Origin of the sequence: Mesorhizobium sp. M0751 (assembly GCF_040320265.1) — a bacterium.
GTDB lineage: Bacteria > Pseudomonadota > Alphaproteobacteria > Rhizobiales > Rhizobiaceae > Mesorhizobium.
On the sequence record NZ_JAMYPH010000007.1, the window covers coordinates 66,062 to 91,353 of the forward strand.

Genomic DNA, 25,292 nt, shown 5'->3' on the forward strand with positions numbered 1-25,292 from the left:
GTCCTATGGAGACGAGCGCGAGCCTACGCCACGGCGCTGTTCGATCGCGCGGATCACCTCGTCGATATCCCGCGGCTCGATGTCGAGTTCCTTCAGGCCCGGCGCGTCGATTGCTGCCACATTGTCCTGACGCATAAGATCGATCTGGTTGCGCGTTATGGGGGCGGCCGGGAGGAGTTCCGCCACGCCAGCCAAGGCGTTCCATACCGCAAACGGCACCGGCATCAGCTTGACGTGCGTATCGAGCTGTCGGGCGATCTCCCGAAGCAGTTCCTTATAGGTATAGATACGCGGGCCACCGAATTCGAATATGGTTGAACCCTTGTGGCTTCGCCCGTCTATCAGCCGGCTCACTGCTTCTGCGACGTCTGCCACATAGACCGGCTGAAGCCGTGTGCCACCGTCGCCAAACAGCGGATAGACCGGCAGGAGGCGTATCATCCTCACAATGGTCGTGAGGAAAGCGTCGTCAGGTCCTGTCATGACGGCGGGACGCACAATGAAAGCGCCGGGAAATGCGCTTTCCACGGCAACTTCTCCGCGCCCACGTGCCCTTATGTAATTCGAATCCGATTGAGGATCGGAGCCGATCCCTGAAATCTGGACGAACTGGTCGACCTCGCCGTTGCGCGACGCGGTAGCGAGATCGGCCGCGGCTTTCACATGGACGCGTTCAAAGGTCTGGACGCCCTGCTCGACGTAAAGACTGACGGCATTCACGATCACCTGTGATCCGGTAATGGCCGACCCGATCGAGGACGCATCCAATATATCCGCCTCGACTGCTTCGGGCATCCTTGTAATCGGGGAAAAGACCAGCGCCACGCGAGCCGGATGGCGAGATACGGCACGGACCGTGAAACCCCTTTCCAGGAGCCGCTTCACGATCCTTCGCCCGAGAAAGCCGGTTCCGCCGAACACGGTGACGATCCGTTCCGGGTTGAGATCGTCAGGATCCATTTGCCTCGCCATCCCTTGTCCTCGCATAGCTGCCACGAGGACTGCCCTGGCCGGCATTTGAACCAGCCTGTCGAACATCAGGACGATTGGAGAACAACGCCGGAACGCTTTTGTTCCAGTCAGGTAGACAAACTGAACAATTGAGCGAACGCAGGTGAGCGCCGGCACATGATCGAGGCTGCCGACGAAAAACCCCGAATGCCTCCCACCGGACGTCCGCTTTTGCGCGGCGCATCGAAGGTCAGCAAATGGCGCGGCTTCCTTGTTCCCATCGACGAGACGACAGGCAACATAATCTGAACCGGAGATCGCAGCAGAACGGCCCCCACTTCGGGAATAGCCTAGCTCCGCCCGTAGAAAACGTTCTCGACATGCACCGGCCAGTGCCACGGCAGTACCGCCACCATGTCGAAGCGCACCGATAATTTTCCGTAGTCGGATTGGCGCGACAGCCACAAATCGGCGGCACCTTCGATGCGGCGCTCCGATTCACGGCCGACTGCTTCCATTGCCTCCATCAGCGTGCGGCGCGCCTTGACCTCGACGATCAGCACCAGATCGCCACGCCGCGCGATCAGGTCGATCTCGCCGAACCTGGTGCGGTGGCGGCGGGCCAAAATCCGATAGCCTTTCAGCATCAGCGCCGCCGCCGCCAGCCATTCGCCGTGATGGCCGCGCCGGTAGGCCTTTTGCCGGCTGGCGCTCGGCCGTTCAGCCATCGCTGTCTCCGCCGGCCACGTCTCTTCCGGCATTCTTGAGGTCGAGCAGCCGCCGATAGAGCGCCTGCTTCTGGCCACCCGTCATCTTGGCGGCTTCCGCCGCCGCCTTGGAGGCCGGCATCTCGGCGGCGAGCGAAAGCAGCAGCCGGTCGATGTCTTCAGGCTCATCAGCGACCGCATCGGCCGGGCCGACGCAGATAACGATTTCGCCTTTCGGCGTGTCTGCTGCGGCGTAGTGGCTGGCAAGCGACTGCAGGGTGCCGGTCCGCATCTCCTCGAAAGTCTTGGTCAGCTCGCGGCCGATCGCCGCCTTGCGGACACCGCCCAGTGCCTCGACCATGGCATTGAGCGTCTCTGCCAGCCGGCGCGGGGATTCGAAGAAGATCAACGTTGCAGGCACCGCCTTCAACGCTTCCAGCCGCGTCAGCCGCTGCCCGGTCTTCACCGGCAGGAAGCCGGCAAACAGAAAGGCATCCGAAGGCAGGCCGGATGCCGTCAAAGCGGCAAGTGCTGCTGATGGGCCGGGGATCGGCACGACACGAATGCCGCGTTCCAGCGCCTCGCCGACCAGCCGGTAGCCGGGGTCGGAGATGAGCGGCGTGCCGGCATCCGAGATCAGCGCCACGCTCTGCCCGGCCAGGAGTGCTGCGATCAGCTTCGGCCCGGCCTCGCCGGCATTGTGCTCGTGGTAGGCGGTGGTGCGGCGGCGGATGCCGTAGCGGTCGAGCAGCACGCGCGAAACACGTGTGTCCTCGCAGGCGACGATATCGGCGGCGGCGAGCGTTTCCAGTGCGCGAAGTGTGATGTCGGCAAGATTGCCGATCGGCGTGGCCACCAGATAGAGCGCCGGCTCGAGCGGCCGGGCGGCAATCTCGGTCTGCCCGACCACATAACTGCGTTTGGCCAATTCGCCGGTCACCTGCACAACTCCGTTCGACCCTGTTTGGCACGGCTCACGCTTGGTTGCAAAAGTCTGGGTTGCAACGGCCGGGGTTCCAAAAGGGATGCCGATGTGAACCGGCCGCCATGCCTTCGCCATAGTAGGGAACGAAACCGTTGCCGGCGAATTTTACCCCTGATCTCGGGAGGAGCAGGATGGACAGCCTGACGATACAGGACGTTTTCGAACCCTACTATGCCGGCCGCAAGCGCTTCGCCGCGCCATGCGACAAGGGCCGGCCTGGCGAAGCCGCAGATGGCGGAACCAAGAAGCCGCTTGCACGCCAGAGATCGGCCGAGAGCAAGCCCGCAACCGAAACCGACAGCACGACGGAGCACTGACCGGACGATGCCCAATCGCTTCGACATTTTCATCACCCGCCTCGAAACAAAAAGCGCCCGCGATGGTGCAGCATCACATCCCACAGACGACCAGCACCATGCCTCGCGTGACAAAAGCGAGATCAAGCCGGCCCGTTCCGGAGAGACCAGCGAAAAAGATCGCGCCAAACACCGCCACAAGCACGAGGCTTGATCCCCGCAGACCTTGGCGATCGGTCGAGACAGTTCTCGAAGCGCGGTTGCGAATGCTCCGCGATGTACCATTCAACCCAGATACTTCGAGACACGCGCCACCAGCAGGCCCACCAGAGCCGGGTCCATGAATTCATAGTCGTCGGGAATATCGAGGCAGATTACTCGAGCCTTTTTCAGGCTTGTCTTGAATTTCTGCTGCAGTTTGGCGCGGTGCGGTTTTTCCATCACGAAGATGATGTCGGCCCAGGCGACGAGTTCATGCGTCAACGGAGTGTCGGCATCGTGATTAGTGCCGGCCGAAGCGACCTCGATGTCCCGCCGCTTGGAAAACACCTGCTCCGCCGTCGGGCTGCGCAAGCGATTCTGGCTGCAGATGAAGAGAACGTTCTTCAACGTGCTATCTGGCCAAATCCGCCACGACCGCATCGAGCACGATCATGCCGGCCGGCGTGGCGCGCAGGCGGGCATTGCCGATCGGCGCCACCAGGCCTTCGTCCTGCAGCACCGACAGCCGTGCCGTCGACAGGCCGCGCCCTGAAAATGCCTCATAGCGGGAAAGGTCGATGCCTTCGGCCAGCCTCAGTCCCATCAGCAGGAACTCGTCGGCCTCTTCCGACCGTGTCAGGATCTCGCCGCCGGTAACGCCATGGCCCTTGGCCTCGACCAGATTGGCCCAGGTCTCCGGCATTTTCTCGGCGATCGTCACCACGCGCCGCCCGCTCTCGACGAAGCGGCCATGCGCACCGGGACCGACGCCGACATATTCGCCATAGCGCCAATAGGTGAGATTGTGCCGGCTTTCGGCGCCGGGCCTGGCGTGGTTGGAAATCTCGTAGGCCGGCAGTCCGTGCGCGGCGGTGATCTCCTGAGTTAACGCGTAGAGATCGGCGGCAACATCATTGTCTGGAATGATGAATTTCCTTGCCGCATGCAGTGCATGGAACGGCGTGCCTTCCTCGATGGTCAGCTGATAGAGCGACAGATGGTCTGCGGCGTGGCCGATCGCCTGCTCGAGTTCCGTCTGCCACGCTTTAAGCGTCTGGTCCGGCCGCGCGTAGATCAGGTCGAACGACAGCCGTGGGAATATCTCGCGCGCCAGGCCGATCGCATGAAGGGCCTCATAGACATTGTGCAAACGGCCGAGAAAGCGCAGATCCTTATCGTTCAGCGCCTGCACGCCAAGCGACACCCGGTTGATGCCCGCCGCGCGATAGCCGCGAAAGCGCTCGGCCTCGACCGACGAAGGATTGGCCTCCAGCGTCACCTCGATGCCGTCGGGCACCGTCCAGTTCTTCGCCACGGCATCCAGCACCGCCGCCACGGTCTGCGGCTTCATCAGCGACGGCGTGCCGCCGCCAAGAAAGATGCTGGTCACCTCGCGCGGCCCGGTGCGGCCGCGCATCGTCGCCAGCTCGGTCTCGAAGGCGCGGGCAAAACGCTCCTGGTCGACCGGCTGGTGGCGGACATGGCTGTTGAAGTCGCAATACGGGCATTTGGCCGCGCAGAACGGCCAGTGGACGTAGACGCCGAAACCAGGCCTGCGGTCGAGCAGCATGGTCATGCGGCGGCCAATCGGGCTTGAGCGAATTTCTGGAAGGCGCGGGCACGGTGCGACAATGCGGTTGGCTGGCCGGGCTTCCAGCCATGCTTTTCCTCCGCGCTCATCTCGCCGAAGGTCTTTTCGAACCCGTTGGGCAAGAACACCGGATCGTAGCCGAAGCCGAGCTCGCCGCGTGGCGGCCATACCAGCGTGCCCTCGACCTCACCGCGAAAATATTCCGCCTGGCCATCGGGAAAGGCCAGGCAGATGACCGCGACAAAGCGGCCCTTGCGCTGGGCAGGCGTGATCGCGCCAACTTCTTGCAAGGCCACTTCCGTGCGCTGCATGGCCATGCCGAAGTCGCGGGAGCCGTCCGGCGTCTCAGCCCAATTGGCGGTGTAGACGCCGGGTGCGCCGTCGAGCGCATCGACACACAGGCCGGAATCGTCCGACAGCGCCGGCAATCCAGTGGCCTTGGCGGCAGCCAAGGCTTTTATGAGGGCGTTCTGCTCGAAAGTGGTGCCGGTCTCGTCCGGCTCCGGCAAGCCGTATTCCTTTGCGGACTTCGCTTCTATGCCGAATGGCGCCATCAGATCGGCGAATTCCCGCAATTTGCCGGCGTTATGGCTGGCGACGACGATCTTATGCCGGTCAAGCGAGTGAACAGTTGGCGAATGCATCAGATGCCCCAGATTCTTGGCTCGGCGAATTCGATCGAATTGCCCGACGGGTCGCGAATATAGATCGAGCGGCCGCTCTGCGGCCATTCGAACTCGCTTTCGATGGCGATTTTCTTCGTCTCAAGATGCGCTTTCCAGCGTCGGATTTCATCCGCGCTTGCGGCGAAGCAAAGATGGCCCTCGCCGACCGCGCCATGCGGCGGTACTTTGAGCTTGGCGTCGGCTGGCGGCGGCACTTTGGTCGCCTCGGCATTGAAGATAAGCAGCACGCCGTCGCCGCAGCGGAAGAAGAGATGCCTGCCATCGACCTTGCCGAGCAGATCGAGCCCGAGCACGCCCGAATAGAACCGTTCCGCGGCAGCAAGGTCCGTCACGTAGAGTGCTGATTCCAGGATTGCGGAAGGAGTCACAGGATCGCCAATCTCATCAATATTGAAGGCAGCTAAGCCACCGCCATTTGCTGCAAGCTGACTAGGCGCTGAATACCTTTCTTGGCGAGCTCCATCAACGCCGCGAACTGCTCTTCCGAGAACGGCTCGCCCTCGGCCGTGCCTTGGATCTCGACGATGCCGCCCTTGCCGGTCATGACGAAATTGGCGTCGGTGCCGGCCGAGGAATCCTCGATGTAGTCGAGATCGATGACCGGCTGGCCATCATGGATGCCGCAGGAGATCGCCGCGACGTGATCCTTCAGCACCTTGCCCAAGCTCGCCATTTGGCGGGCTTCCATCCAGCGCAGGCAGTCGTAGAGCGCCACCCAGCCGCCGGTGATCGAAGCGGTGCGCGTGCCGCCGTCGGCCTGGATTACGTCGCAGTCGACGGTGATCTGCTGCTCGCCGAGCGCCTGCAGATCGACCACGGCGCGCAGGGAGCGGCCGATCAGCCGCTGGATCTCCAGCGTGCGGCCGCCTTGTTTGCCGGCCGAAGCCTCGCGGCGCATGCGCTCGCCGGTCGAACGCGGCAGCATGCCGTATTCCGCCGTCACCCAGCCCTTGCCGGAGTTGCGCATCCAGCCCGGCACCTTTTCCTCCAGGCTGGCCGTACACAGCACATGGGTGTCGCCGAACTTCACCAGGCACGAGCCTTCCGCATGCTTGGAGACGCCGCGCTCGAAGGAGATGGGGCGCATTTCGTCGAATTGGCGTTTGGAAGGGCGCATTCAGGCTTCTTTCTTTCTTCGGAATCTTGGCCGGGGAATCTTGGCCGGCTTGTAGCCGCACGGGGCGTGAGGCGCAAAGGAAAATGGACCGGTTGCGCCGCCGCCGCGGAAGTCTATATCTTCAGAGCGGAGGTTTTTGGCTCGAAATGACAAAGGCAGTCGATCCCGGTTTGCAGTCGCACGTGCTCCCGTCGCACGCGCTGCAATCGCCCGCACTTCAATCGCTCGACATGCGTTCGCGCGACATCTTCCGGCGCATCGTCGATTCCTATTTGAGGGATGGCGAGCCGGTCGGTTCTCGCAGCCTGTCGCGCATCCTGCCGTCGTCGCTGTCGCCGGCCACCATCCGCAATGTGATGAGCGACCTTGAGCATCTCGGCCTGATTTATGCGCCGCACATTTCGGCTGGCCGGCTGCCGACCCAGGCAGGCCTGCGCTTCTTCGTCGATGCTTTCATGGAACTTGGTGACCTCTCCGACGAGGAGCGCCGCACCATCGAGGCGCAGGTGCGCGCCTCCGGCTCGGGCGCGACGCTGGAGCATATGCTGACCGAGGCCAGCCAGATGCTGTCCGGCATGTCGCGCGGCGCCGGCCTCGTGCTCGCCGCCAAGAATGAGGTGGCGCTTAAGCACATCGAATTCATCCAGCTCGAGCCGACCAAGGCGCTGGCCGTGCTGGTCTCGCAGAACGGCGACGTCGAAAATCGCGTCATCGATCTGCCCGCCGGCATCACCATCTCGCAATTGCACGAAGCCTCCAACTTCCTCAACGCCCATATCCGCGGTCGCACCCTGGCCGAGGCGCGGGTCGAGATCGCCCGCATCAAGGAAGAGACCAGGGCAGCCCTCGACACGCTGTCGCAGGATCTGGTCGAGAAGGGCCTGGCGGTCTGGGCAGGCGCTGAAAGCGGCGTGCCTGGGCGGCTTATCGTGCGCGGCCGCGCCAATCTCCTGGAAAACGTCACTGCCCAGGCCGACATAGAGTTGCTGCGGCATCTGTTCGAGGATCTGGAGACGCAGGATGGGCTGATCCAGCTTCTCGACCTCGCCGAGGAAGGCCCGGGCGTGCGCATATTCATCGGTTCGGAAAACAAGCTGTTTTCGCTGTCGGGCTCCTCGCTGGTGGTGGCACCCTATCGCGACAAGGACGCGCGCGTCGTCGGTGCGCTCGGCGTCATCGGGCCGACGCGGCTGAATTATGCGCGCATAGTACCGATGGTCGACTATACCGCGCAGCTGATTTCGCGCATGCTGAGCTAGGAGCCGCCGCGGGCCTGCCGCAAGGAGGAGAAAAGAATGGCGCTGGAATCGTTCAAGGCCCAGATCAGTCTGCTGCTCGAAGAAATGATCAACCAGCCGGAGGATCAGCACGAGGTGCAAGAGCAGTTGCGCGAGAAGCTGCAAGAGATGCGGGCGATGGGCTTGCCGCTGCCGGCCGATCTGGTCGCGCTGGAAAAGCGCCTCGACGACGACTTTTACGCCTCTGGCAACTGAACGGGTTCGGCTTCAAATCCTCGTGTGCTGGACGACCGCTTGGAACGATCAATACCTGATGCCGTTTGCCCTGTTCGAGGCGAATCCCGGAGGACGTTGATGATCCGATCTGGCGGCTTTGCGGCCGTTGCCGCTGCCCTCCTTGTTGCGACACCGGCAGCCGCCCAGCAGGCGGACCAGAATGTGCTCAAAGGCGAAGCCGCGTTCGGCGATTGGCACGCCGACAGGCCTGGCGTCCGCCGCCTGATCGGGCCGCAAGACATGCCGGCAGCCGACCCCGCCCAATCCGCTTCGAACGGCGCCGGCGTGGCGGAACGGCCCGAAAGCGCCAAGCCAGAATTGCCGCCGGGCTTTTCGGCCGAAATGATCGCATCCGGCATCGTCAATCCACGTGTCGTGCGCGTCGCTCCGAATGGCGACCTGTTTGTTGCCAACAGCCATGCCGACCAAATACGCGTCTATCGTCTCGCCGAGGGCAGCGCCAAGCCCATCGAGAAAGCGATCTTCGCCAAGGGGCTCAATTATCCCTACGGCATCGCCTTCTATCCGCCAGGAGACAAACCGCAATGGGTTTATGTCGCCAACAGCGACAGCATCGTCCGCTTCCCCTATCGCGATGGCGACCTGAAGACATCCGGCAAACCAGAAACCATTGTCGCCAAAATCCCGTCGGGCGGTCATACGACCCGCGACATCGCCTTCTCGCAGGACGGCAAAACGCTTTATTTGTCGGTTGGCTCCGCCTCGAACGTCGCCGAGGACATAGGCAAGGAGCCGGATAGCGGCCTCGACGCCTGGGCGAAATCAAAGCCGCTCGGGGCGGCCTGGGGCTCCGAGGACGGCCGTGCCGACGTGCTCGCCTTCGATCCGGATGGGAAAAATCCCCGAACGGTCGCCACCGGCCTGCGCAACTGTACGGGCATGACCGTGCAGCCCGCCACCGGCGCATTGTGGTGCGTCGTCAATGAGCGCGACGAACTCGGCGACAACGTGCCGTTCGAATTTGCAACTGCGGTCAAGGACGGCGGATTCTATGGTTGGCCTTGGTACTACATCGGCAATAACGAGGATCCGCGCCATCAGGGCGAGCGGCCAGACCTCGCCAGCAAGGCCACTGTCCCCGATGTACTGATGCAGGCGCATTCGGCGCCGATGAACATGGCCTTCTACGACGGCAAGAACTTTCCGGCGGATTATCAGGGTGACGCTTTCGTCACCATGCATGGTTCGTGGAACCGTGGCGCCAGGACCGGCTACAAGGTGGTGAGGCTCAAATTCAGGGATGGCAAGCCGACCGGCGAATATGAGGACTTCATGACCGGCTTCGTCATCTCGAACGACGCCGTCTGGGGCCGCCCGGTCGGTGTCGCGATGGCCAAGGACGGCTCGCTGATCGTCACCGAGGACGGCAACGGCACCATCTGGCGCGTTACCTACGAAGACGGCCGCTCCTGAACGGCGGTGGCGCCTGCTGCGCTGGCGCAATCGAATTCGGGCCGAGGGAATTCACCCAACCTCAACATTGTGCGACAAGCGCGAATCATGACACTCACCGGGTTCCTCGCCTATAGCGCCGCCCTCGGCATCGCCGCAGCCATCCCCGGCCCAGGCGTCACCGCGCTTGTTGCGCGTGCGCTGGGTTCCGGCTTCCGCTCTTCGCTCGCCATGTCGTTCGGGCTGATGCTCGGCGACCTGACCTATCTCACTGCCGTGGTGCTCGGCCTGGCTTTCGTCGCACAAACCTTCGGCATTGTCTTCCTGGCCATCAAATGGCTGGGCGTCGCCTACCTCGCTTTTCTTGGCTGGCGTTTCTGGACGAGCGGCATCACGCCCGAGACGGTAGAGGCGAAGAAAGGCAAGGGCGGCTTGGCATCCAGCTTCGTAGCCGGCCTCGCGGTCACGCTCGGCAATCCGAAGACGATGATCTTCTATCTCGCCATCACCCCGACCATCGTCGATCTGACGACGATCACGCTGGCCGATTACGGCATCCTCGTCGCGATCACGATCGTCGTCCTGCTCGTGGTGCTGGTGCCCTATCTGGCGCTGGCGGCCAAGGCGCGCTGGTTCCTGAAGTCGCCGCGGGCGCTGAGGGCACTCAACCGCACCGCCGCCGGCTTCATGGTCGGTGCGGCCGCGGCAATTGCCGCCCGCCAATAGATCTCTTTCGCCAATCCGCCCAACGATTGCCACGCCTTGCAAGGGCGGGGGTATTCAGCACGAACTTCACTCGGATATTTTTCGATCGACAGCCTATCTTGCGCGGTGGATGGCTCTATCCTATGCCCGCCCCGACTCTTGCCGCTTGACCTTTGGGAGGAAAATCAATGAACAAGCCCGCCACCCCCACACACGTGCCCGGCCGCGGCCGCATCTACAATTCGATCACCGAGACGATCGGCGACACGCCGCTGGTGCGGCTTGATAAATTCGCCAGGGAGAAGGGTGTCGTCGCCAATCTGCTGGCCAAGCTCGAATTCTTCAACCCGATCGCCTCGGTCAAGGACCGCATCGGCGTTTCGATGATCGAGGCATTGGAGGCTTCGGGCAGGATCACGCCCGGCAAGACCACCCTGATCGAGCCGACCTCGGGCAATACCGGCATCGCGCTCGCCTTTGCCGCCGCCGCCAAGGGCTACAAGCTGATCCTGACCATGCCGGAAACCATGTCCGTCGAACGCCGCAAGATGCTGGCGCTGCTCGGTGCCGAACTGGTGCTGACCGAGGGGCCGAAAGGCATGAAGGGCGCCATCGCCAAGGCGGACGAGCTGGCGGCAACGCTGCCCGACGCTGTCATTCCGCAGCAATTCGAAAACCCGGCCAATCCGGAAATCCATCGCCGCACCACGGCCGAGGAAATCTGGAACGACACCCATGGCGAAGTCGATATCTTCGTTGCCGGCATCGGGACCGGCGGCACCATCACCGGCGTCGGCCAGGTGCTCAAGAAGCGCAAGCCCTCGGTGCATGTCGTCGCCGTCGAACCGGAAGCTTCGCCGGTGCTGTCGGGCGGCCAGCCAGGCCCGCACAAGATCCAGGGCATCGGCGCCGGCTTCGCGCCAAAAATCCTCGACACGACGATCTATGACGAGATCGTCAAGGTCTCGAACGAGGATTCGGTTGCCAATGCACGGCTCGTCGCTCGGCTCGAAGGTGTGCCGGTCGGCATCTCGTCGGGTGCCGCCCTGCAAGCGGCGATCGTCGTCGGCTCGCGGCCCGAGAACAAGGGCAAGAACCTCGTCGTCGTCATCCCCTCCTTCGCCGAGCGCTATCTCTCGACGATCCTGTTCGAGGGATTGGGCGCTTAGACACGAGCGTTTTTGACCGGTTCGTAGCGATCCTTCGCGATTCCCTCCGGCATCAAACGTTCTGTATCAACGCTTCGGCGTGGACCGCTGAAAAACCACCTGTGGCGGGCGTCGTTCGCTTTGAGCGGCGGGTCACTTCCGTATCAAATCGTCGCTGCCCGGCTGGCGGAGGACTTCATGTACAAACTCTATACGCGTGCCAATACCGGCGGCTTTGTCGTCGAGGCGGCCCTCGCTTTGGCGGGCGTGCCTTTCGACCAGATCGACGTTCCGAAGGGCCGACTCGATCAGGCCTTTTTAGATATCAGCCCATTGAACCAGGTGCCGGTGCTGGTCTTGCCGGACGGACGCTCGATGACCGAGTCGGCGGCAATCTGCATTCTGCTCGCCGAACGCCACCCGGAAGCAGCTCTAGCGCCGGCAGCGAACACACCTGACCGTGCGGATTTCCTGCGCTGGATGTTTTTCATGTCCTCCGTCATTTATCCAGCCAACCTGCGGTTCTTCTACGCTGATCGCTACACGGCCGACGCCGGCGGCGTGGACGCCGTCAAACAGGCGGCGGTCTCGGAAATGGATCGCAGCTTCGCCGTTCTCGATGCCGCCCTCGAAGGCCGGGACTGGCTGGCCGGCGACCGGCTCTCGCTGGCCGACATCTATCTCGTCATGTTGGTGGCCTGGCATACGGAGGTCGCGACAGTTCCAACCGCTTGGCCGAACATCGAACGCCTGTGGGCCAATTTGCGGGAGCATCGGGTGATAAAGAGGCTGAATGCTTCCCATGACATGTGGCCGGCCTAAGCACTCCGCCTTGTCTCAGTGTCTTTCCGCATGGCCGAGCCCTGCCCGTCGTTCCTGCAGGAACCGGCGCACGGCCGGATCGCGTTCGAGGCCGATAGCCCGGTCATAGGCCTCGCTCGCTTGCGGAACTTTGCCGAGTCTGGCCAGCAGGCCCGCGCGGGCGGCCCAGTAAGGTTGATAGTCATACAGCCGCTTGTCGCCGCTGAGTTGGTCAAGCGCGCCCAATCCTGCCGAAGCACCTTCGGCCTCGGCAATCGCCACTGCACGGTTGATCGACACCACCGGCGAACCGGCAATCACCGACAGCGCGTCGTAGAGCTCCTTGATCGCGACCCAGTCGGTACAACCGGTCAGCCGCCGCGTCGTATGGGCGGACTGCACGGCGGCCTCGAGCTGATAGCGGCCGACAACGCCCTTGGCCGCCGCGCGCCCGAGCAGCGCCTCCGCTTCATCGATCAGGGTGTCGTCCCACAATGCAAGATCCTGCTCGGCCAGCGGCACATAATCGCCCGCCGCGTTGCGCCGGGCTGCACGCCGCGCCTCGGCGAACAGCATCAGCGCCAGCAGGCCGAGCGCTTCTGGTTCGTCCGGCATTAACGTCGCCAGCAGACGGCCGAGCCAGATGCCTTCGGTCGCTAGGTTGCGGCGCTGCGTTTCGGTGCCGGCCGGGTCGGACCAACCTTCGGCAAACGCCGCGTAGATTGCTTCCAGAACGGTGCCCAGCCGCTCGCCGAGCTCGGCCCGCTCCGGCACGCGGAACGGAATGCCTGTCTCGCGAATGCGCATTTTGGCGCGCACCAGGCGCTGGCTCATCGTGGCTGGCGAGACAAGAAAAGCCGAGGCGATGGTCGCTGCGTCGAAGCCCAGGACCGTCTGCAGGATCAGCGGTGCTCGCATGCCGGCCTCGATTGCCGGATGGGCACAGGCAAACATCAGCCTGAGCCGCTCGTCCGGCAGGTCTTCGTCGGCCACGCGTGCCTCCATCTCCTCGGCGATCAGCCTAAGGTGGTCGCGGGCCGCCTCGCTTGTCAGTCGCCGTCTGACAACGTCGACGCGGCGCTTGCGTGCCACTGCCAGCAGCCAGGCTTCCGGCTTGTCGGGCACGCCCGCCTGTGGCCAACGCTCGAGCGCCGCTGCAAAGGCATCGGCCAAGGCGTCCTCGGCAGCGGCCACGTCGCGCGTGCGTGCGGCGAGATATGCGACCAGCTTGCCGTAGCTTTGCCGGGCGGCCGCTTCCGCCGCCGCCCGCGCGGTATCGGGCAGTTCCGGCATCACATGGTGAGTTCCCAGATCGGCCGCACCTCTACGGTGCCGGTGCTGGCGCCCGGGCAGCGCGCCGCCCAGGCAATGGCCGCGTCGACGTCCTCCGCTTCGATCATATAGAAGCCGGCAAGCTGCTCCTTGGTGTCGGCATAGGGGCCGTCGAGCACATTGGTCTTGCCATTGGCCATCCGCACCGAGGTAGCGGATTGCGTCGGCTTCAGCCGGTCGCCGGCGAGCCAGGCGCCAGATTTCTTCAACGCTTCGGTATAGGCGACATAGGCGCTCGACATCTGTGTCACCGCGTCTGCCGGCGCGGCTGCCATCCCCGCTTCGTTTCCGTAGATCAAAAGCATATATCGCATCGTCTTCTCCCGTTTCTAAGGCCGCATCGTTGCGAGCCGGACGTATGTCGCGCGGCCCTGCCCGATTTCGACAGGCGCTGGAAAAATCTTTCGGCCGCGATGCGACCTCGCGCAAGCGCCGATGTGCTGGGGCACTGCTTAGCCGTTCGTCTAATCGCTGCTTATTGCGGGTTGGCATTTCCCGCCCGCTGTCTAAACTCGCCTCGCTTCGTGCCGCAGAGGAGGGCACGGCGGCGAATTTTCAGGGAGGAAATCGCATGCTCAATTTCAGGACGAAATTTGTTGCAGCCGGCGTGCTGTCGCTGTCGCTTGGCCTTGGCGCGGTATCGGCCAAGGCACAGGAATTCATCAACGTGCTGACCGGCGGCACGTCCGGCGTCTACTATCCGCTCGGCGTCACGCTATCGGAAATCTATGGCAAGGGCATCGAAGGCGCGCGCACCCAGGTGCAGGCGACGAAAGCGTCGGTCGAAAACCTCAACCTGCTGCAGCAAGGCAAGGGCGAGATCGCCTTTGCGCTCGGCGATTCCGTCAAGCTGGCCGCCGAAGGCAACACCGAAGCAGGCTTCCCAGGCAAGCTCGACAAGCTGCGCGGCATTGCCGCCATCTATCCCAATTACATCCAGATCGTCGCCAGCAAGGAGTCGGGCATCAAAACGCTCGCCGATCTCAAGGGCAAGAGCCTTTCGGTCGGCGCGCCGGCCTCAGGCACCGAGCTCAACGCCCGCACGATATTTGCCGCTGCCGGGCTGAAATACGAAGACCTCGGGCGGATCGAATATCTGCCCTTCGCCGAATCGGTGGAGCTGATCAAGAACCGCCAGCTCGACGCCACGCTGCAGTCGGCCGGCCTTGTGGTCGCGTCGATCCGTGATCTCGCCACCTCAGTGCCGGTAAACATCGTTGCCGTGCCGGCGGAGGACGTCGCCAAGATCGGCTCGCCCTATCTGTCCGTGGTCATCCCCAAGGGCACCTATGAGGGCCAGACCGAGGATGTCGCGACCGCCGCCGTCGGCAATTTCCTGATCACCAGCGCCGATGTCTCCGACGAGACCGCCTACCAGATGACCAAATTGCTGTTCGAGCATCTCGACCAGCTCACCGCTGCCCACGCCGCCGCCAAGGCGATCGACCCGGCCAAGGCGCTCGACGGCATGCCGGTGCCGCTGCATCCAGGCGCCGAGAGGTATTACAAGGAAAAGGGATTGGTGAAGTAAGGAGCCATCCCTCCCCCTTTGAGGAGAAGGTGGACAGCTGCCGCAGGCGGATGGATGGGTACGGTCGGTTGAGGCCGCGCACTGCCGCATCGACCCCACCCGCCTCGCTTCGCTGGAGCGCGCCCCGCCAGGAACCCGCTAATGACCGCAACCCCGACCGTTCTTTCCCCCACAGCGGAAGCTCCTGTCGAAGGATTGCCGCCGGGCTTCGGCGAAGGCATCGCCGGCAAGGCGGCTTTTTTTATCGCCATCACCTTCTCCATCTTCCAGATCTACATCGCCGCCTATGGCAGCCTGCCGAGCCAGGTCGTACGCGCCATGCATGTCGGCTTCCTGCTGCTGCTCGGCTTTGCCCTAATCGCCAATCTTTGCGCCAAAAGCGTCCCGGCGAAAGCAGTGTTCTGGACGCTCGGCGTGCTTGGCTTCGCCACTGGTCTGTACAATTGGGTGTTCTATGCCGACCTCATCCGCCGCTCCGGCTTTCTCACCACGCCTGACCTGATCGTCGGCGCGGTGCTGGTCGCGCTGGTCTTCGAAGCGGCTCGCCGGCTGATGGGTCTGCCGCTCGCGGTCATCGCTTTCATCTTCCTTGCCTACGCATTTGCCGGCAATCATCTGCCGCCGCCTTTCATCCATCGCGGCTATGATTTCGCCCAGCTCGTCGACACCTTCGCTTTTGGCACCGAAGGCATTTACGGCACGCCGATCTATGTCTCGGCCGCCTACATCTTCATCTTCGTCGTCTTCGCCGCATTTCTTGAACGCGCCGGCATGATCGCCCTGTTCAACGATTTTGCGCTTGGCCTGGTCGGCTCATGGCGCGGCGGCCCGGCGCAGGTCTGCGTGCTGTCCTCGGCGCTGATGGGCACCATTTCCGGCTCCGGCGTCGCCAATGTCGTGGCCAGCGGCCAGTTCACCATCCCGCTGATGAAGCGCTTCGGCTTCCGCTCGGCGTTCGCCGGCGCCGTCGAGGCGACCTCTTCGATGGGCGGCCAGATCATGCCGCCGGTGATGGGCGCGGTTGCCTTTATCATGGCCGAGACGCTCAACATCCCCTATGCCGCGGTGGTCAAGGCGGCGATCATTCCGGCGCTGCTCTATTTCGGCGCCTGTTTCTGGCAGGTGCACCTGGAAGCCGGCAAGGCCGGCCTGCGCGGCATGGCCAAGGCCGACCTGCCCAATCCGTGGGATGCGGTGAGACAACATTGGCCGCTGGTACTGCCTCTCGCAGCACTGATCTACCTGCTGTTTGCCGGCTACACACCGGTATTCGCCGGCACCATGGGCCTGGCTCTGACCATTGTGCTCATCCTCGGCACGCCGCTTGCGGCATCGATCGGGCCGCTCGCCTTCCGCATCGTCTTCTGGCTGGCGCTCGGGCTTGCCGCGGCTTCCTTCATGAAATTCGGCGTCGACATCCTCAGCCTGGTCATCGCCGTGCTGGTTGTCGCCTGCCTCACTTTCAAAGGCGGGCGCGAGACGCTGCGCATATGCGTGGATTCCCTTGCCGAGGGAGCAAAGAACGCGCTGCCGGTCGGCATTGCCTGCGCCATTGTCGGCATCGTCATCGGCACGTTGACGCTCACCGGCATCGCCTCGACCTTCATCGGCTGGATCATCTCGATCGGCGAGAACAATCTGTTCCTGTCGCTGCTTTTGACCATGCTCACCTGCCTGGTGCTCGGCATGGGCATACCGACCATTCCCAACTACATCATCACTTCGTCGCTGGCCGGGCCGGCGCTGCTGTCGCTCGGCGTGCCGTTGGTGGTCAGCCATATGTTCGTCTTCTATTTCGGCATCATGGCCGATCTCACCCCGCCTGTGGCGCTAGCCGCCTTCGCCGCCGCACCCATGGCCAAGGAAAGCGGCCTCAAGATCGGCATCCAGGCCACCAAGCTTGCCATTGCCGGCTTCGTGGTGCCGTTCATGGCGGTCTATACCCCGGCGCTGATGCTGCAGGACCCCGGCCCGATCGCCGCCCAGTTCGGCTATCCCGTCGAGGTTACCTATATCGTCATCAAGGCCTGCATGGGCATCGTCCTGTGGGGTGCCGCCGCCGTCGGCTTTCTCGCCCGGCGCATGGCCTGGTGGGAACGCCTCGTCGCCTTCGCCGCCGGCGTGCTGCTGGTTGCGGCACTGCCGCTCACCGACGAGGCGGGCTGGGTGCTGTCTCTTGCCTGGATCGGCTGGCACTGCTGGCGCGCGCGGCAGGCTTCGCTGGCCAACTCGGCATGAGCCTCTGCATCGTCGCGGCCGGCAAGACGGTGACGCTCGCGGTCGCTGCCTTCACGCTGTCCTGGGTGCATTCGGTGGAGAAGACCCAGTGGCAGGAAGACTGGAAGGTGCTGCCGTCCGGCCTGGAGCTCGTCGAGGCCCGCATCAAGGGATCGGGCGCCGGGATGGAGCCGCCGCAAGGCTCGGCACTGCGCGACGGCTGGTGGGTCTATTCGCCCAAGGTCGGGCCACAGCGGCGCCTGGTGCTCGCCGCCTCGGGCGCCACGGGTCAGGGCTGGACGCTGTGCACGGCGCAGGACTGCCGCGAACTTGGCAAGGTGGCAGGCGACACGATCTCGCTGGAGCCGTGCGGGCCGGTGGGATCCAGCCAGCCGCGGTAGCGGGCGACCATGCCGGCAAGCGGATGCGAGATATCGACATGGAAGCGGAAGCGGCCATCCTCCACCGTTTCGTAGGAAGTCGAGCGTGGACCGAGCCACATCGGCAGCGGCAGGCCGAAAAAGCTCCAGCGGCGCAAGACCAGTGCCAGCCGGCCGTCCTCGGCAACCAGTGCCATCGCGAAGGTCAGCGGGCCGAAGCGTTCGCACAGCAGGCGCTGCGATCGACCCCGGCCTGCGACCTGCAGGCTCGAAAAACTGTGCTTGCCGAAGGTCCGCGTCCAGGTCTCGCCGTCCTTGTCGGTGTCGAAGCGGACATGAACCGGGATGTCCTCGCTTGCCCCGGGGAAGCCGACCATCCAGGCCATTAGCCGGCCAAGAACATTGCGCCCGCGTTCGACGCGCGCGCGGCCTGCGGCCGTGATCGTACGGTCATGCATTGACCGTATTGCCTCGGGAAGACCTTGCCAGGCGGCACCGAGCAGCTCGGCATAAAGCGGCTTGTCCTCGTCCGCGGCCCCGTTCCTGAAGCCGGTGTAGATCGTCCGCCCGGCGAACAGGGCCTCGTAATCCCGGAGCTCCAAATCGCGCACCGCCGCCCGTGCGCCCGGCGCCGGTTGTTGTCCGGCCAGCGCTTTGCGGACCAGTGCTTCGACCGCCATCGACGGGATCAGCGGCCCGTCATTGCCCTCGGCCAAGAGATGCCACGAGCGCTTGACGATGGCGCCCGCCTGGTCCGATCCCTCCACCTCGACGAACATGCCGCCGCGATGCTCGCCCCAGCGCAGCCGGTTCGTTGCCTGATGCATTAACGGCGCCAGCGGCAAAAGCGAACCGATCAATCCGGCGTGCACCAGCCAGGCGAGGCCGATCAGGGCGCGGTGAAGCACTTCGGGTACCGGCCCGGCTCCCATCCAGATGGTCCTCGCCTCCGGCCAAAGTTCGGCCAAGGCGCGCAGGTCGGGAACGTCGACAAGCGAAAACAGCGTGTTTCGAAGCGGCAGCCGGCCAGGCGGCGCGATTGTGTAGCGCAGTTGTTCGGTGAACGGACGGCCTTGTTCGGGACGGCCGTTGCGAACAAGCCGCACCCGCTGACCGGCATAACCGGCGATAGCGTGAATGACGTTCCCGCCGACACCGGCAAAGGGCGAAGGCGCGATGCCGCCGCGAATGCCGTCGACCCGCGTCAGGTCCGAAGACAGGCGGCGCACCGCCGCCGCCGTCAGCACCGGAAAGCTCGAGACGCCGGACAGCAGGAAGACGCCGGCGTTTCGCGCAGCCTCGTCGAACGCAGAGACACCGGCGACGAAATCTGAGCCGTCGGCTAGATCGAGATAGTTGATGCGCCGGGCGATGCAGGCCTCGATCAGGCGGTAGCGTCCCTCGCCATAGGCCTGGAACGGACCGCTCGCGTCGACTACAATATCGGGCTCAAATGCAGCGAGTTGCGCGGCAAGATCGCCGTCACGGTCGAACAGTGCCGGCACCAGCTGGGCTGCTGTCGGGGCACGCCTCTTACAATAAGCGTCAGCCTTGGCGAGCGAGCGCCCGGCGGCGAAGAGGATCAGACGCGGCTCGCCCTCCAAAAGCTCGACGATACGACCACCAAAGGTGCCATAGCCGCCGACGACAAGAACCTTCATCCCGCAGTTCCCCCCAAATGCCCAGCGCCGCTCGCTACGCCCGGCCACGGCAACGAACCTAGCCGATCAATCTTGCCCTCACCTCGGCGGAAGGGATTTCACAATTGTCCTTCTTGCCGAACAGGGCGTAGCGGTTCTTTGCGATGCGGTCGTAGAGCCAGTCGCGAAGCGGGCGCGGCAACAGCAGCAGGATCCGCGCCGCCCGCCACGGCCAGCCGAGTTCGGCCATGACGGCAACGAAACTGTCCAGGCGGGTGAAAGCGGCGCCATCGACGATGACGAGATTGGTCTCGTAGCGATCCGTCCGCAGCCCGTATTTCTTGAACAGCATTTCGCCAAAGCGCGACTGCGCCGTTACGAAATGGAAGCGGCCCTTGCGGTCGAGCTTCACCACCATGCGCACAAAGCCCGAGCACAACACGCAAATACCGTCGAACACGATCAACGGGCGACTCGATTCGAATTCTGGCGGCTCAGGAGAATGGTTAGGCTTGATGATCACGGGGCGCCCGGCAGCTGGTGTCAGGCGACACTAGGCCTGCCGGCGGCTGGATCAAGGCCCGGAATGCTAGAGGCTTGGCGGTGTCGCACGCCGTCTGTCGGTCAGCACAGGGCGCTCGGCGCGATAGGTCGTCGACCGATTGTCGGCGTCAGGCCGGCAGATACGGCTGTCGTGACGGCTCTCCATGCTCATCATCAGTGCACGCCGATCCCAAGCGTGTTGCCACGGCGCGCGCAGGCGGGGCCTGGGCCGCGCATGTAATAGCGCTCGGGTCGATAGGTCGGCGCGACGAATTCGCGGATGGCGGCGGCATAGCCGGCGATTTGATTCCAGAAGCTCATTTACTCGGTCCCTGTCCCGTTTCGGATGTCCCTTCCGAATTGCGGGGATCATAGCGTCCAGGCGTGAATAGTCGGTGAACGCGATGTTAATCTCTGGTCGAAAATGCCTTTGTTCATGGCTGGAATGCGGCTGATTCGCGGTGTTTCCATGCAGTCTGTCGGCATTTCGTCCAGTGTGACTTTTGCATCACATGTGTTTCGCCTGAATGTCGCAGAGGCGCGGTTTTGTTTCAGGTTTTTGCTGGACCGCGGAATTTCCGTGCACGCGGCCGGAAAACCAGGAACCCGCCCGTCAGCCGCACGTTGATTTCCCAGTGCCGGGACGAACCGGTTCCGCAGGCTGTGGTGCTCGGGTTAGGCCGCAGCCAAAAATCCGAAACTGCAAGAGCAATGGAAAGGCAAAGGCCATGGGCTTCTTTTCGAAGGATATCAAAACACTCGACGACCTGTTCGTGCACACGCTGCGCGACATTTACTACGCTGAAAAACAGATCGAGAAATCGCTGCCGAAGATGATCGACAAGGCGAGTGATCCGCAGCTGAAAGCCGGCTTCGAGAAACATCTCACCCAGACCAAGGGTCATATCCAGCGTGTCGAGCAGGTGTTCGAACTGCACGGTGTGAAGGCCAAGCAGGTCGACTGCCCGGCCATCGACGGCATTCTCGAAGAGGCCGACGACGTCAGCGGCGACATCGCCGACAAGGAGGTCCTCGACGCTGCGCTGATCGCTTCGGCCCAGGCGGTCGAGCACTATGAAATGACCCGTTACGGCACCTTGATTGCCTGGGCCAAGCAACTGGGCCGCAGCGACTGCGCCAATGTGCTGGCCAACAATCTCAAGGAGGAACAGGCGACCGACCGCAAGCTTACCGAGATGGCGGAAAGCAAGATCAACCTGCAAGCCGCCGAGTAGGGCAGCGATAGAGAATTGAGTTCAAGGCAAGGCTGGGCCGAAAGCCCGGACTTGCCTTTTGCGCCGCCGGAACCGGAACGGGTTTTGCCCGTTCTCGGTTGAACGTTGTCGCGCAGGGAGTTTGTCATGGCGCCGCGCCCCGCCTGGAGAGGGTATCTCAAGCTTTCGCTGGTCACTTGCGCCGTCGAACTGACCAATGTCGTCACCCAGGCCGAGAAAGTCTCGTTCCGCGTGCTCAACCGCAAGACCGGCAATACCGTCAGGCGCGTCTATGTCGATTCGGCAAGCGGCAAGCCGCTCGATGAAGGCGACGAGATCAAGGGCTATGAGGTCGGCGACGGCGACTTCGTCCAAATCGAGGAGGAGGAGATCGAAGCCGTGCAGATCGAATCCTCGCACACGATGAGCCTCGATGGGTTCATCGAAAAATCCTCGATCCAGCAGATCTATCTCGATACGCCCTATTATGTGACGCCGGCTGACGAGGTCTCGGAAGAGGCCTTCGCCGTCATCCGCGACGCCATGGCCGCCAAGAAGACGGCGGGGCTAGCCCGCATTGTGCTCTATCGCCGCGAACGTCCGGTGGTCATCGAGCCATTGGGCAAGGGTCTGCTGCTGACGACGCTGCGCTATGGCGATACGGTTCGCAGGCCCGAGATGGTGTTCGGCGACATCAAGCCGGTGAAGACCGACGCCGAGATGATCAGACTGGCCGAACACATCGTCGATGAGAAACAGGCGAAGTTCGATCCTTCCGAATTCGAGGACAAATACGAAAACGCCCTGATCGAGCTGGTCCGCGCCAAGAAGGCCGGCAAGAAGGCACCGAAGACAAAGGCGGAACCACGGCCCTCCAACGTCGTCAATCTCTTCGATGCACTGAGGAAGAGCCTTTCGTCGGAAGCCGGTGCGCCGGCAAAGACCGGACGCCCGGCAAAGGGCGCCAAGTCCAAAGCTGCTCGGCGCAAATCTGCTTAGGATCAGACCATGGCCAGCCTCGAGCAGTATCACGCCAAGCGCAATTTCAAGAAGACGGCCGAGCCGGCCGGCAAAGTTTCGCGCGGCAAGAAAGCCGAGCCGGGTGGCATTTTCGTCATCCACAAGCATGCCGCCACCAGGCTTCACTACGACCTTCGCCTCGAGCATGGCGGCGTGCTGTGGAGCTGGGCGGTGACGCGAGGCCCGAGCCTCGACCCGCACGAAAAGCGGCTCGCCGTGCATGTCGAGGACCACCCGATCGACTATGCGCCGTTTGAAGGCACTATCCCGAAGGACCAATATGGCGGGGGTTCGGTCATTGTCTGGGACGAGGGAACTTGGGTCCCCGATGGCGACCCGGCAAAGGCGATGAAGAAAGGCCATATCAGTTTCGAACTGCATGGCCACAAATTGCATGGCGCCTGGCATCTGGTGCGGCTGAAGCCGCGTCCGGGCGAAAAGCGTGACAACTGGTTGCTGATCAAATCCGACGATGCCGCCGCGCGTCCGGGCGAGGACATTTTGCAGGAGGCGCCGCAATCGGTGAAATCCGGGCTGACCATCGAGGAGGTCGGCGAAGGCAAGACCGCCGACGGCAAGAAGCCAGGCGTCTGGCAGTCCGACAGGCCGGCCGCCAGCAAAGCGAAGGCTGTCGCGGCCAGGCGGCTCGAATTCATCGAACCGGCGCTCGCAACGCTGGAGCGAGACGCTCCGCCCGGCAAGGACTGGCTGCATGAGGTGAAGTTCGACGGCTATCGCATGCAGGCCCAGCTTGTCGGCACCGAGGTGCGGCTTTTGACACGCGCTGGCCTCGACTGGACCGACAAATTCGGGGGCGCAATTGTCGCGGCACTTGGCGGCCTGAAATGCACCGATGCGATCATCGACGGCGAAATCGTCGTGCTGGCGGATAATGGCGTGTCGTCCTTCTCGCTGCTTCAGCAAGATCTGTCGGCGGGCCGTACGGACCGTTTCATCTACTATGTCTTCGACCTGTTGCGTCTCAACGGTGAGGATATCCGTTCCGAGCCGCTGGTGGAGCGCAAGGAAAGGCTGCGCACTTTGCTCGCCGGACAGGCCGAGGATCAGGCCGTGCGCTTCAGCGACCACTTTGCCGAGCCTGGCAAGATCATGCTGGAGCACGCTTGCCGCCTGGGCCTCGAAGGCGTTGTCTCCAAGCGCGCCGATGCGCCCTACCGCAGCGGCCGTGTTCCCTCGTGGGTTAAGTCGAAATGCACGGCGCGCCAGGAATTCGTCATCGGTGGATACATGCCGTCGGACAAGACCGGGCGCGGCCTGCGCTCGCTGCTGGTCGGCTACCACGAGGGCGGCAAGCTGCGCTATGCCGGCCGCGTCGGCACCGGCTTCACGACCAAAAGCACCAACGAGCTGAAGAAGAGGCTTGATGCGCTGAAGACGACAACCTCGCCTTTCGACAGGGCGGTGCCAAGGGGCAAGGGGCTGGTCTGGGTCAAGCCCGAACTTGTCGGCGAAGTGGAGTTTCGCAGTTGGACGTCGGACCGTATAATACGCCACGCCTCGTTCCAGGGATTGCGCGAGGACAAGCCGGCGGAGGAAGTCGTGCAGGAGAAACCGAAAGCACGCTCAGCCACGGCAGAGCCGACGCCAAAGCCCGCCAAAGCCGCAGGCGCGGCGAAAACCTCGGTTACGCTGTCCCGCCCCGACAAGCTTCTGTGGCCCGAGGAGAACGTATCGAAGCAGGATCTGGTCGATCACTACGCGCTGGTCTGGCCGCGCATGAAGCAATTCGTCATCAACCGGCCGCTCAGCCTCGTGCGGGCGCCGGACGGCGTTGGCGGCCAACGGTTCTTCCAAAAACATGCCTCGGCCGGCATGCACGACAAGATCGCCGTGATGAAGGATCCCACCGACGGCGAGGAGATATTGTTCATCCGCGATTTCGACGGTGTCGTGGCCCTGGTGCAGCTCGGCGTCGTCGAGATCCACATCTGGGGCTCGACCACGGACGAGCTGGAAAAACCCGACCAGATCATCTTCGATCTCGATCCCGACGAGGGTGTCGACGTGAAGGCGGTGCGTGCCGCGGCGCTCGATATCCGCAGCCGGCTCGACGAACTGTCCCTGCCGAATTTCGTCAAGACCTCGGGCGGCAAGGGCTATCATGTCCTCGTCCCGCTGAAGCCGTCGGCGGACTGGGACGAGGTCAAAGGCTTCGCCCATGAGTTCGCCCGAGCGCTCGAACAGGCGGCACCCGACCGCTACACGGCGACGCTGTCGAAGAAGGCGCGCACGGGCAAGATTTTCGTCGATTATCTGCGCAATGGCCGCGGCGCCACCACCGTCGCCCCCTATTCGTCGCGCGCCAAAAAAGGCGCCACGGTATCGATGCCGGTGACCTGGGCGGAAATCGAGGCCGGATTGCCGCCGAACGCCTTTCCGATCGGCGACAAGACGACGCTAAAGCGGCTCGGGCAAGCCGATCCCTGGGAGGATTTTTTCAAGCAGGCCAAGCCCCTCAAGCGCGGCTAGTGCATGTTGCGCAAAAGTGTGCAGCGGTTTTGCGATAACGACATGCGTCAAAACAAAAAAGCTAGAGCGGTTCAGCGTTTGTGAAACGATGAACGCGTTCTAGCGCGTCGAAGCGATCTGTCAGGCGAGAAACGTCTTCTCGAAGGCCTGCTTGCCTACCGGTGAAAAGATCACGGCACGGCTGTCCTTCTCGCGCCGCGCCCATTTTTCGGCGAGGATCTTGTCGAGAATGGCGGCGCCCAGCGTGCCGGCAAGGTGCGAACGCCGCACGCTCCAGTCGAGGCAGGCCCGGCACACCGGTCGCCGCGCTTTGGTATGGATGTCGATGCCGATCGCGGCGAAATGCGAGGCGGCCGACGGCCCAAGCTGAATCTCCTCGTCATCGCGCAGGAGCACTTGTCGAGCGACAAGACGGTCCAGCATCGCCACCGCCTGCTCGCCGGCGAGGTGGTCGTAGCAGACCCGCGCCACGCGCATCGCCGCGTCGCGAGGGCCGGGTCGCACCCTCTGCGGCCCGACCGCGGCGGCAACGCCGGTGATGGCTTCGATCATTCCTGCCACCTGCGGACCGGCGAGGCCGTAATAGCGGTGCCGTCCCTGGCTCGCCAGCGTCAGCAGCCCGCCTTCCATCAGCTTCGACAGATGGGAACTCGCCGTCGGCAGCGACACGCCGGCTTCGAGCGCCAGTTCGCTCGCCGTCAGTGCCGTTCCGCCCATCAGTGCGGACAGCATGTTTGCCCGCGCCGGATCGCCCACCAGGCTGGCAATGCGGGCTATGTCAGGTCCTTCGCGCATAGTTCGTTCCTCATC

General features: G+C 63.4%; 28 protein-coding genes. 14 read left to right on the forward strand and 14 right to left on the reverse strand.

Annotation, left to right across the window (positions count from 1 at the left end; all coding sequences use genetic code 11):
- Positions 1-3: 3 nt before the first annotated feature.
- Genes NKI19_RS13545 through rsmI form a run of 3 tightly spaced genes read right to left on the reverse strand, consistent with a single transcriptional unit; the run spans position 4 to position 2,598 of the window.
- Positions 4-1,350: a complex I NDUFA9 subunit family protein gene (locus NKI19_RS13545; protein ID WP_352491208.1), complete on the reverse strand. Its 1,347-nt coding sequence runs from the start codon at positions 1,348-1,350 to the stop codon at positions 4-6.
- Complete coding sequence (locus NKI19_RS13550) at positions 1,302-1,679, reverse strand: YraN family protein (protein WP_352491207.1); 378 nt, start codon at positions 1,677-1,679, stop codon at positions 1,302-1,304. The genes NKI19_RS13545 and NKI19_RS13550 overlap by 49 nt, the downstream gene beginning before the upstream one ends.
- Positions 1,672-2,598 carry a 16S rRNA (cytidine(1402)-2'-O)-methyltransferase gene (rsmI, locus tag NKI19_RS13555; RefSeq protein ID WP_352491206.1) on the reverse strand — a complete coding sequence of 309 codons (927 nt, stop codon included), beginning with the start codon at positions 2,596-2,598 and terminating at the stop codon, positions 1,672-1,674. The genes NKI19_RS13550 and rsmI overlap by 8 nt, the downstream gene beginning before the upstream one ends.
- 176 nt (positions 2,599-2,774) lie before the next feature.
- Between rsmI and NKI19_RS13560 the strand changes: the two genes are divergently transcribed.
- Together NKI19_RS13560 and NKI19_RS13565 are read left to right on the forward strand one after the other, a co-directional pair.
- Positions 2,775-2,960, forward strand: a complete 186-nt coding sequence (locus NKI19_RS13560; RefSeq protein WP_352491205.1) for a hypothetical protein — start codon at positions 2,775-2,777, stop codon at positions 2,958-2,960.
- A gap of 7 nt (positions 2,961-2,967) precedes the next feature.
- Positions 2,968-3,153: a hypothetical protein gene (locus NKI19_RS13565; RefSeq protein WP_352491204.1), complete on the forward strand. Its 186-nt coding sequence runs from the start codon at positions 2,968-2,970 to the stop codon at positions 3,151-3,153.
- A gap of 71 nt (positions 3,154-3,224) precedes the next feature.
- On the opposite strand, the gene NKI19_RS13570 is transcribed toward NKI19_RS13565, so the two are convergent.
- The 5 genes from NKI19_RS13570 to rph are packed head-to-tail and all read right to left on the reverse strand — an operon-like array spanning position 3,225 to position 6,534.
- On the reverse strand, positions 3,225-3,548 hold the full coding sequence (locus tag NKI19_RS13570; RefSeq protein ID WP_352491203.1) for a low molecular weight protein tyrosine phosphatase family protein: 324 nt from the start codon (positions 3,546-3,548) through the stop codon (positions 3,225-3,227).
- Positions 3,549-3,552: 4 nt separating this feature from the next.
- Positions 3,553-4,716 (reverse strand): radical SAM family heme chaperone HemW, encoded by a 1,164-nt coding sequence (gene hemW / locus NKI19_RS13575; protein WP_352491202.1) that lies wholly within the window; start codon positions 4,714-4,716, stop codon positions 3,553-3,555.
- Entirely contained in the window at positions 4,713-5,375 is a 663-nt protein-coding gene (gene rdgB / locus NKI19_RS13580) for an RdgB/HAM1 family non-canonical purine NTP pyrophosphatase (protein WP_352565517.1), read from the reverse strand. Before rdgB ends, hemW begins: the two co-directional genes overlap by 4 nt.
- Entirely contained in the window at positions 5,375-5,785 is a 411-nt protein-coding gene (locus tag NKI19_RS13585; protein WP_352565515.1) for a VOC family protein, read from the reverse strand. The genes rdgB and NKI19_RS13585 overlap by 1 nt, the downstream gene beginning before the upstream one ends.
- A 32-nt stretch (positions 5,786-5,817) precedes the next feature.
- A complete protein-coding gene (rph, locus tag NKI19_RS13590) occupies positions 5,818-6,534 on the reverse strand; it encodes a ribonuclease PH (RefSeq protein ID WP_352491199.1) in 717 nt (238 codons plus the stop codon).
- A 146-nt stretch (positions 6,535-6,680) separates the two neighbouring features.
- Between rph and hrcA the strand changes: the two genes are divergently transcribed.
- The 6 genes from hrcA (at position 6,681) to NKI19_RS13620 (ending at position 12,136) form a co-directional block, all read left to right on the forward strand.
- Positions 6,681-7,793 carry a heat-inducible transcriptional repressor HrcA gene (gene hrcA / locus NKI19_RS13595; RefSeq protein ID WP_473553980.1) on the forward strand — a complete coding sequence of 371 codons (1,113 nt, stop codon included), beginning with the start codon at positions 6,681-6,683 and terminating at the stop codon, positions 7,791-7,793.
- Positions 7,794-7,829: 36 nt separating this feature from the next.
- The gene (locus NKI19_RS13600; RefSeq protein ID WP_023678983.1) at positions 7,830-8,027 is read left to right on the forward strand and encodes a hypothetical protein; all 198 of its coding nucleotides are present in this window, start codon (positions 7,830-7,832) and stop codon (positions 8,025-8,027) included.
- Positions 8,028-8,126: 99 nt separating this feature from the next.
- Entirely contained in the window at positions 8,127-9,482 is a 1,356-nt protein-coding gene (locus tag NKI19_RS13605) for a PQQ-dependent sugar dehydrogenase (RefSeq protein WP_352491198.1), read from the forward strand.
- 87 nt (positions 9,483-9,569) lie between these two features.
- On the forward strand, positions 9,570-10,187 hold the full coding sequence (locus NKI19_RS13610) for a LysE family translocator (RefSeq protein WP_352951148.1): 618 nt from the start codon (positions 9,570-9,572) through the stop codon (positions 10,185-10,187).
- 167 nt (positions 10,188-10,354) lie between these two features.
- Positions 10,355-11,335, forward strand: coding sequence for a cysteine synthase A (gene cysK / locus NKI19_RS13615; RefSeq protein WP_023718844.1), 981 nt, complete (start codon positions 10,355-10,357; stop codon positions 11,333-11,335).
- Positions 11,336-11,512: 177 nt separating this feature from the next.
- Positions 11,513-12,136: a glutathione S-transferase family protein gene (locus NKI19_RS13620; protein WP_352491196.1), complete on the forward strand. Its 624-nt coding sequence runs from the start codon at positions 11,513-11,515 to the stop codon at positions 12,134-12,136.
- 15 nt (positions 12,137-12,151) lie between these two features.
- On the opposite strand, the gene NKI19_RS13625 is transcribed toward NKI19_RS13620, so the two are convergent.
- Together NKI19_RS13625 and NKI19_RS13630 are read right to left on the reverse strand one after the other, a co-directional pair.
- Positions 12,152-13,408, reverse strand: coding sequence for an RNA polymerase sigma factor (locus NKI19_RS13625; RefSeq protein ID WP_352565513.1), 1,257 nt, complete (start codon positions 13,406-13,408; stop codon positions 12,152-12,154).
- Entirely contained in the window at positions 13,408-13,761 is a 354-nt protein-coding gene (locus NKI19_RS13630) for a YciI family protein (protein ID WP_023718846.1), read from the reverse strand. Before NKI19_RS13630 ends, NKI19_RS13625 begins: the two co-directional genes overlap by 1 nt.
- Positions 13,762-14,018: 257 nt before the next feature.
- Here NKI19_RS13630 and NKI19_RS13635 point away from each other — a divergent pair, with 257 nt between their 5' ends.
- The 3 genes from NKI19_RS13635 to NKI19_RS13645 all read left to right on the forward strand — a co-directional run bounded on the left by NKI19_RS13635 (position 14,019) and on the right by NKI19_RS13645 (position 17,596).
- Positions 14,019-14,978, forward strand: coding sequence for a TAXI family TRAP transporter solute-binding subunit (locus NKI19_RS13635; protein ID WP_352565511.1), 960 nt, complete (start codon positions 14,019-14,021; stop codon positions 14,976-14,978).
- A gap of 141 nt (positions 14,979-15,119) precedes the next feature.
- Positions 15,120-17,216 carry a TRAP transporter permease gene (locus NKI19_RS13640; protein WP_352491193.1) on the forward strand — a complete coding sequence of 699 codons (2,097 nt, stop codon included), beginning with the start codon at positions 15,120-15,122 and terminating at the stop codon, positions 17,214-17,216.
- Entirely contained in the window at positions 17,213-17,596 is a 384-nt protein-coding gene (locus NKI19_RS13645) for a DUF1850 domain-containing protein (protein WP_352491192.1), read from the forward strand. Before NKI19_RS13640 ends, NKI19_RS13645 begins: the two co-directional genes overlap by 4 nt.
- Here NKI19_RS13645 and NKI19_RS13650 read toward each other — a convergent pair.
- The 3 genes from NKI19_RS13650 to NKI19_RS13660 form a co-directional block, all read right to left on the reverse strand.
- Entirely contained in the window at positions 17,485-19,236 is a 1,752-nt protein-coding gene (locus tag NKI19_RS13650) for a saccharopine dehydrogenase family protein (protein ID WP_352491191.1), read from the reverse strand. The two genes, NKI19_RS13645 and NKI19_RS13650, sit on opposite strands and share 112 nt — an antisense overlap.
- Positions 19,237-19,294: 58 nt before the next feature.
- The gene (locus NKI19_RS13655) at positions 19,295-19,675 is read right to left on the reverse strand and encodes a thiol-disulfide oxidoreductase DCC family protein (RefSeq protein WP_352491268.1); all 381 of its coding nucleotides are present in this window, start codon (positions 19,673-19,675) and stop codon (positions 19,295-19,297) included.
- 257 nt (positions 19,676-19,932) lie between these two features.
- Positions 19,933-20,079 (reverse strand): hypothetical protein, encoded by a 147-nt coding sequence (locus NKI19_RS13660; protein ID WP_352491190.1) that lies wholly within the window; start codon positions 20,077-20,079, stop codon positions 19,933-19,935.
- Positions 20,080-20,486: 407 nt separating this feature from the next.
- On the opposite strand from NKI19_RS13660, the gene NKI19_RS13665 reads away from it, so the two are divergent.
- The 3 genes from NKI19_RS13665 to ligD all read left to right on the forward strand — a co-directional run bounded on the left by NKI19_RS13665 (position 20,487) and on the right by ligD (position 24,482).
- A complete protein-coding gene (locus tag NKI19_RS13665) occupies positions 20,487-20,993 on the forward strand; it encodes a YciE/YciF ferroxidase family protein (RefSeq protein WP_352491189.1) in 507 nt (168 codons plus the stop codon).
- A 126-nt stretch (positions 20,994-21,119) separates the two neighbouring features.
- Positions 21,120-21,971, forward strand: coding sequence for a non-homologous end joining protein Ku (gene ku, locus NKI19_RS13670; RefSeq protein ID WP_352491188.1), 852 nt, complete (start codon positions 21,120-21,122; stop codon positions 21,969-21,971).
- 9 nt (positions 21,972-21,980) lie between these two features.
- Positions 21,981-24,482, forward strand: coding sequence for a DNA ligase D (gene ligD / locus NKI19_RS13675; protein ID WP_352565509.1), 2,502 nt, complete (start codon positions 21,981-21,983; stop codon positions 24,480-24,482).
- Positions 24,483-24,602: 120 nt separating this feature from the next.
- Here ligD and NKI19_RS13680 read toward each other — a convergent pair whose 3' ends face one another.
- Positions 24,603-25,277 carry an ArsR/SmtB family transcription factor gene (locus tag NKI19_RS13680; RefSeq protein ID WP_352491186.1) on the reverse strand — a complete coding sequence of 225 codons (675 nt, stop codon included), beginning with the start codon at positions 25,275-25,277 and terminating at the stop codon, positions 24,603-24,605.
- Positions 25,278-25,292 lie beyond the last annotated feature (15 nt).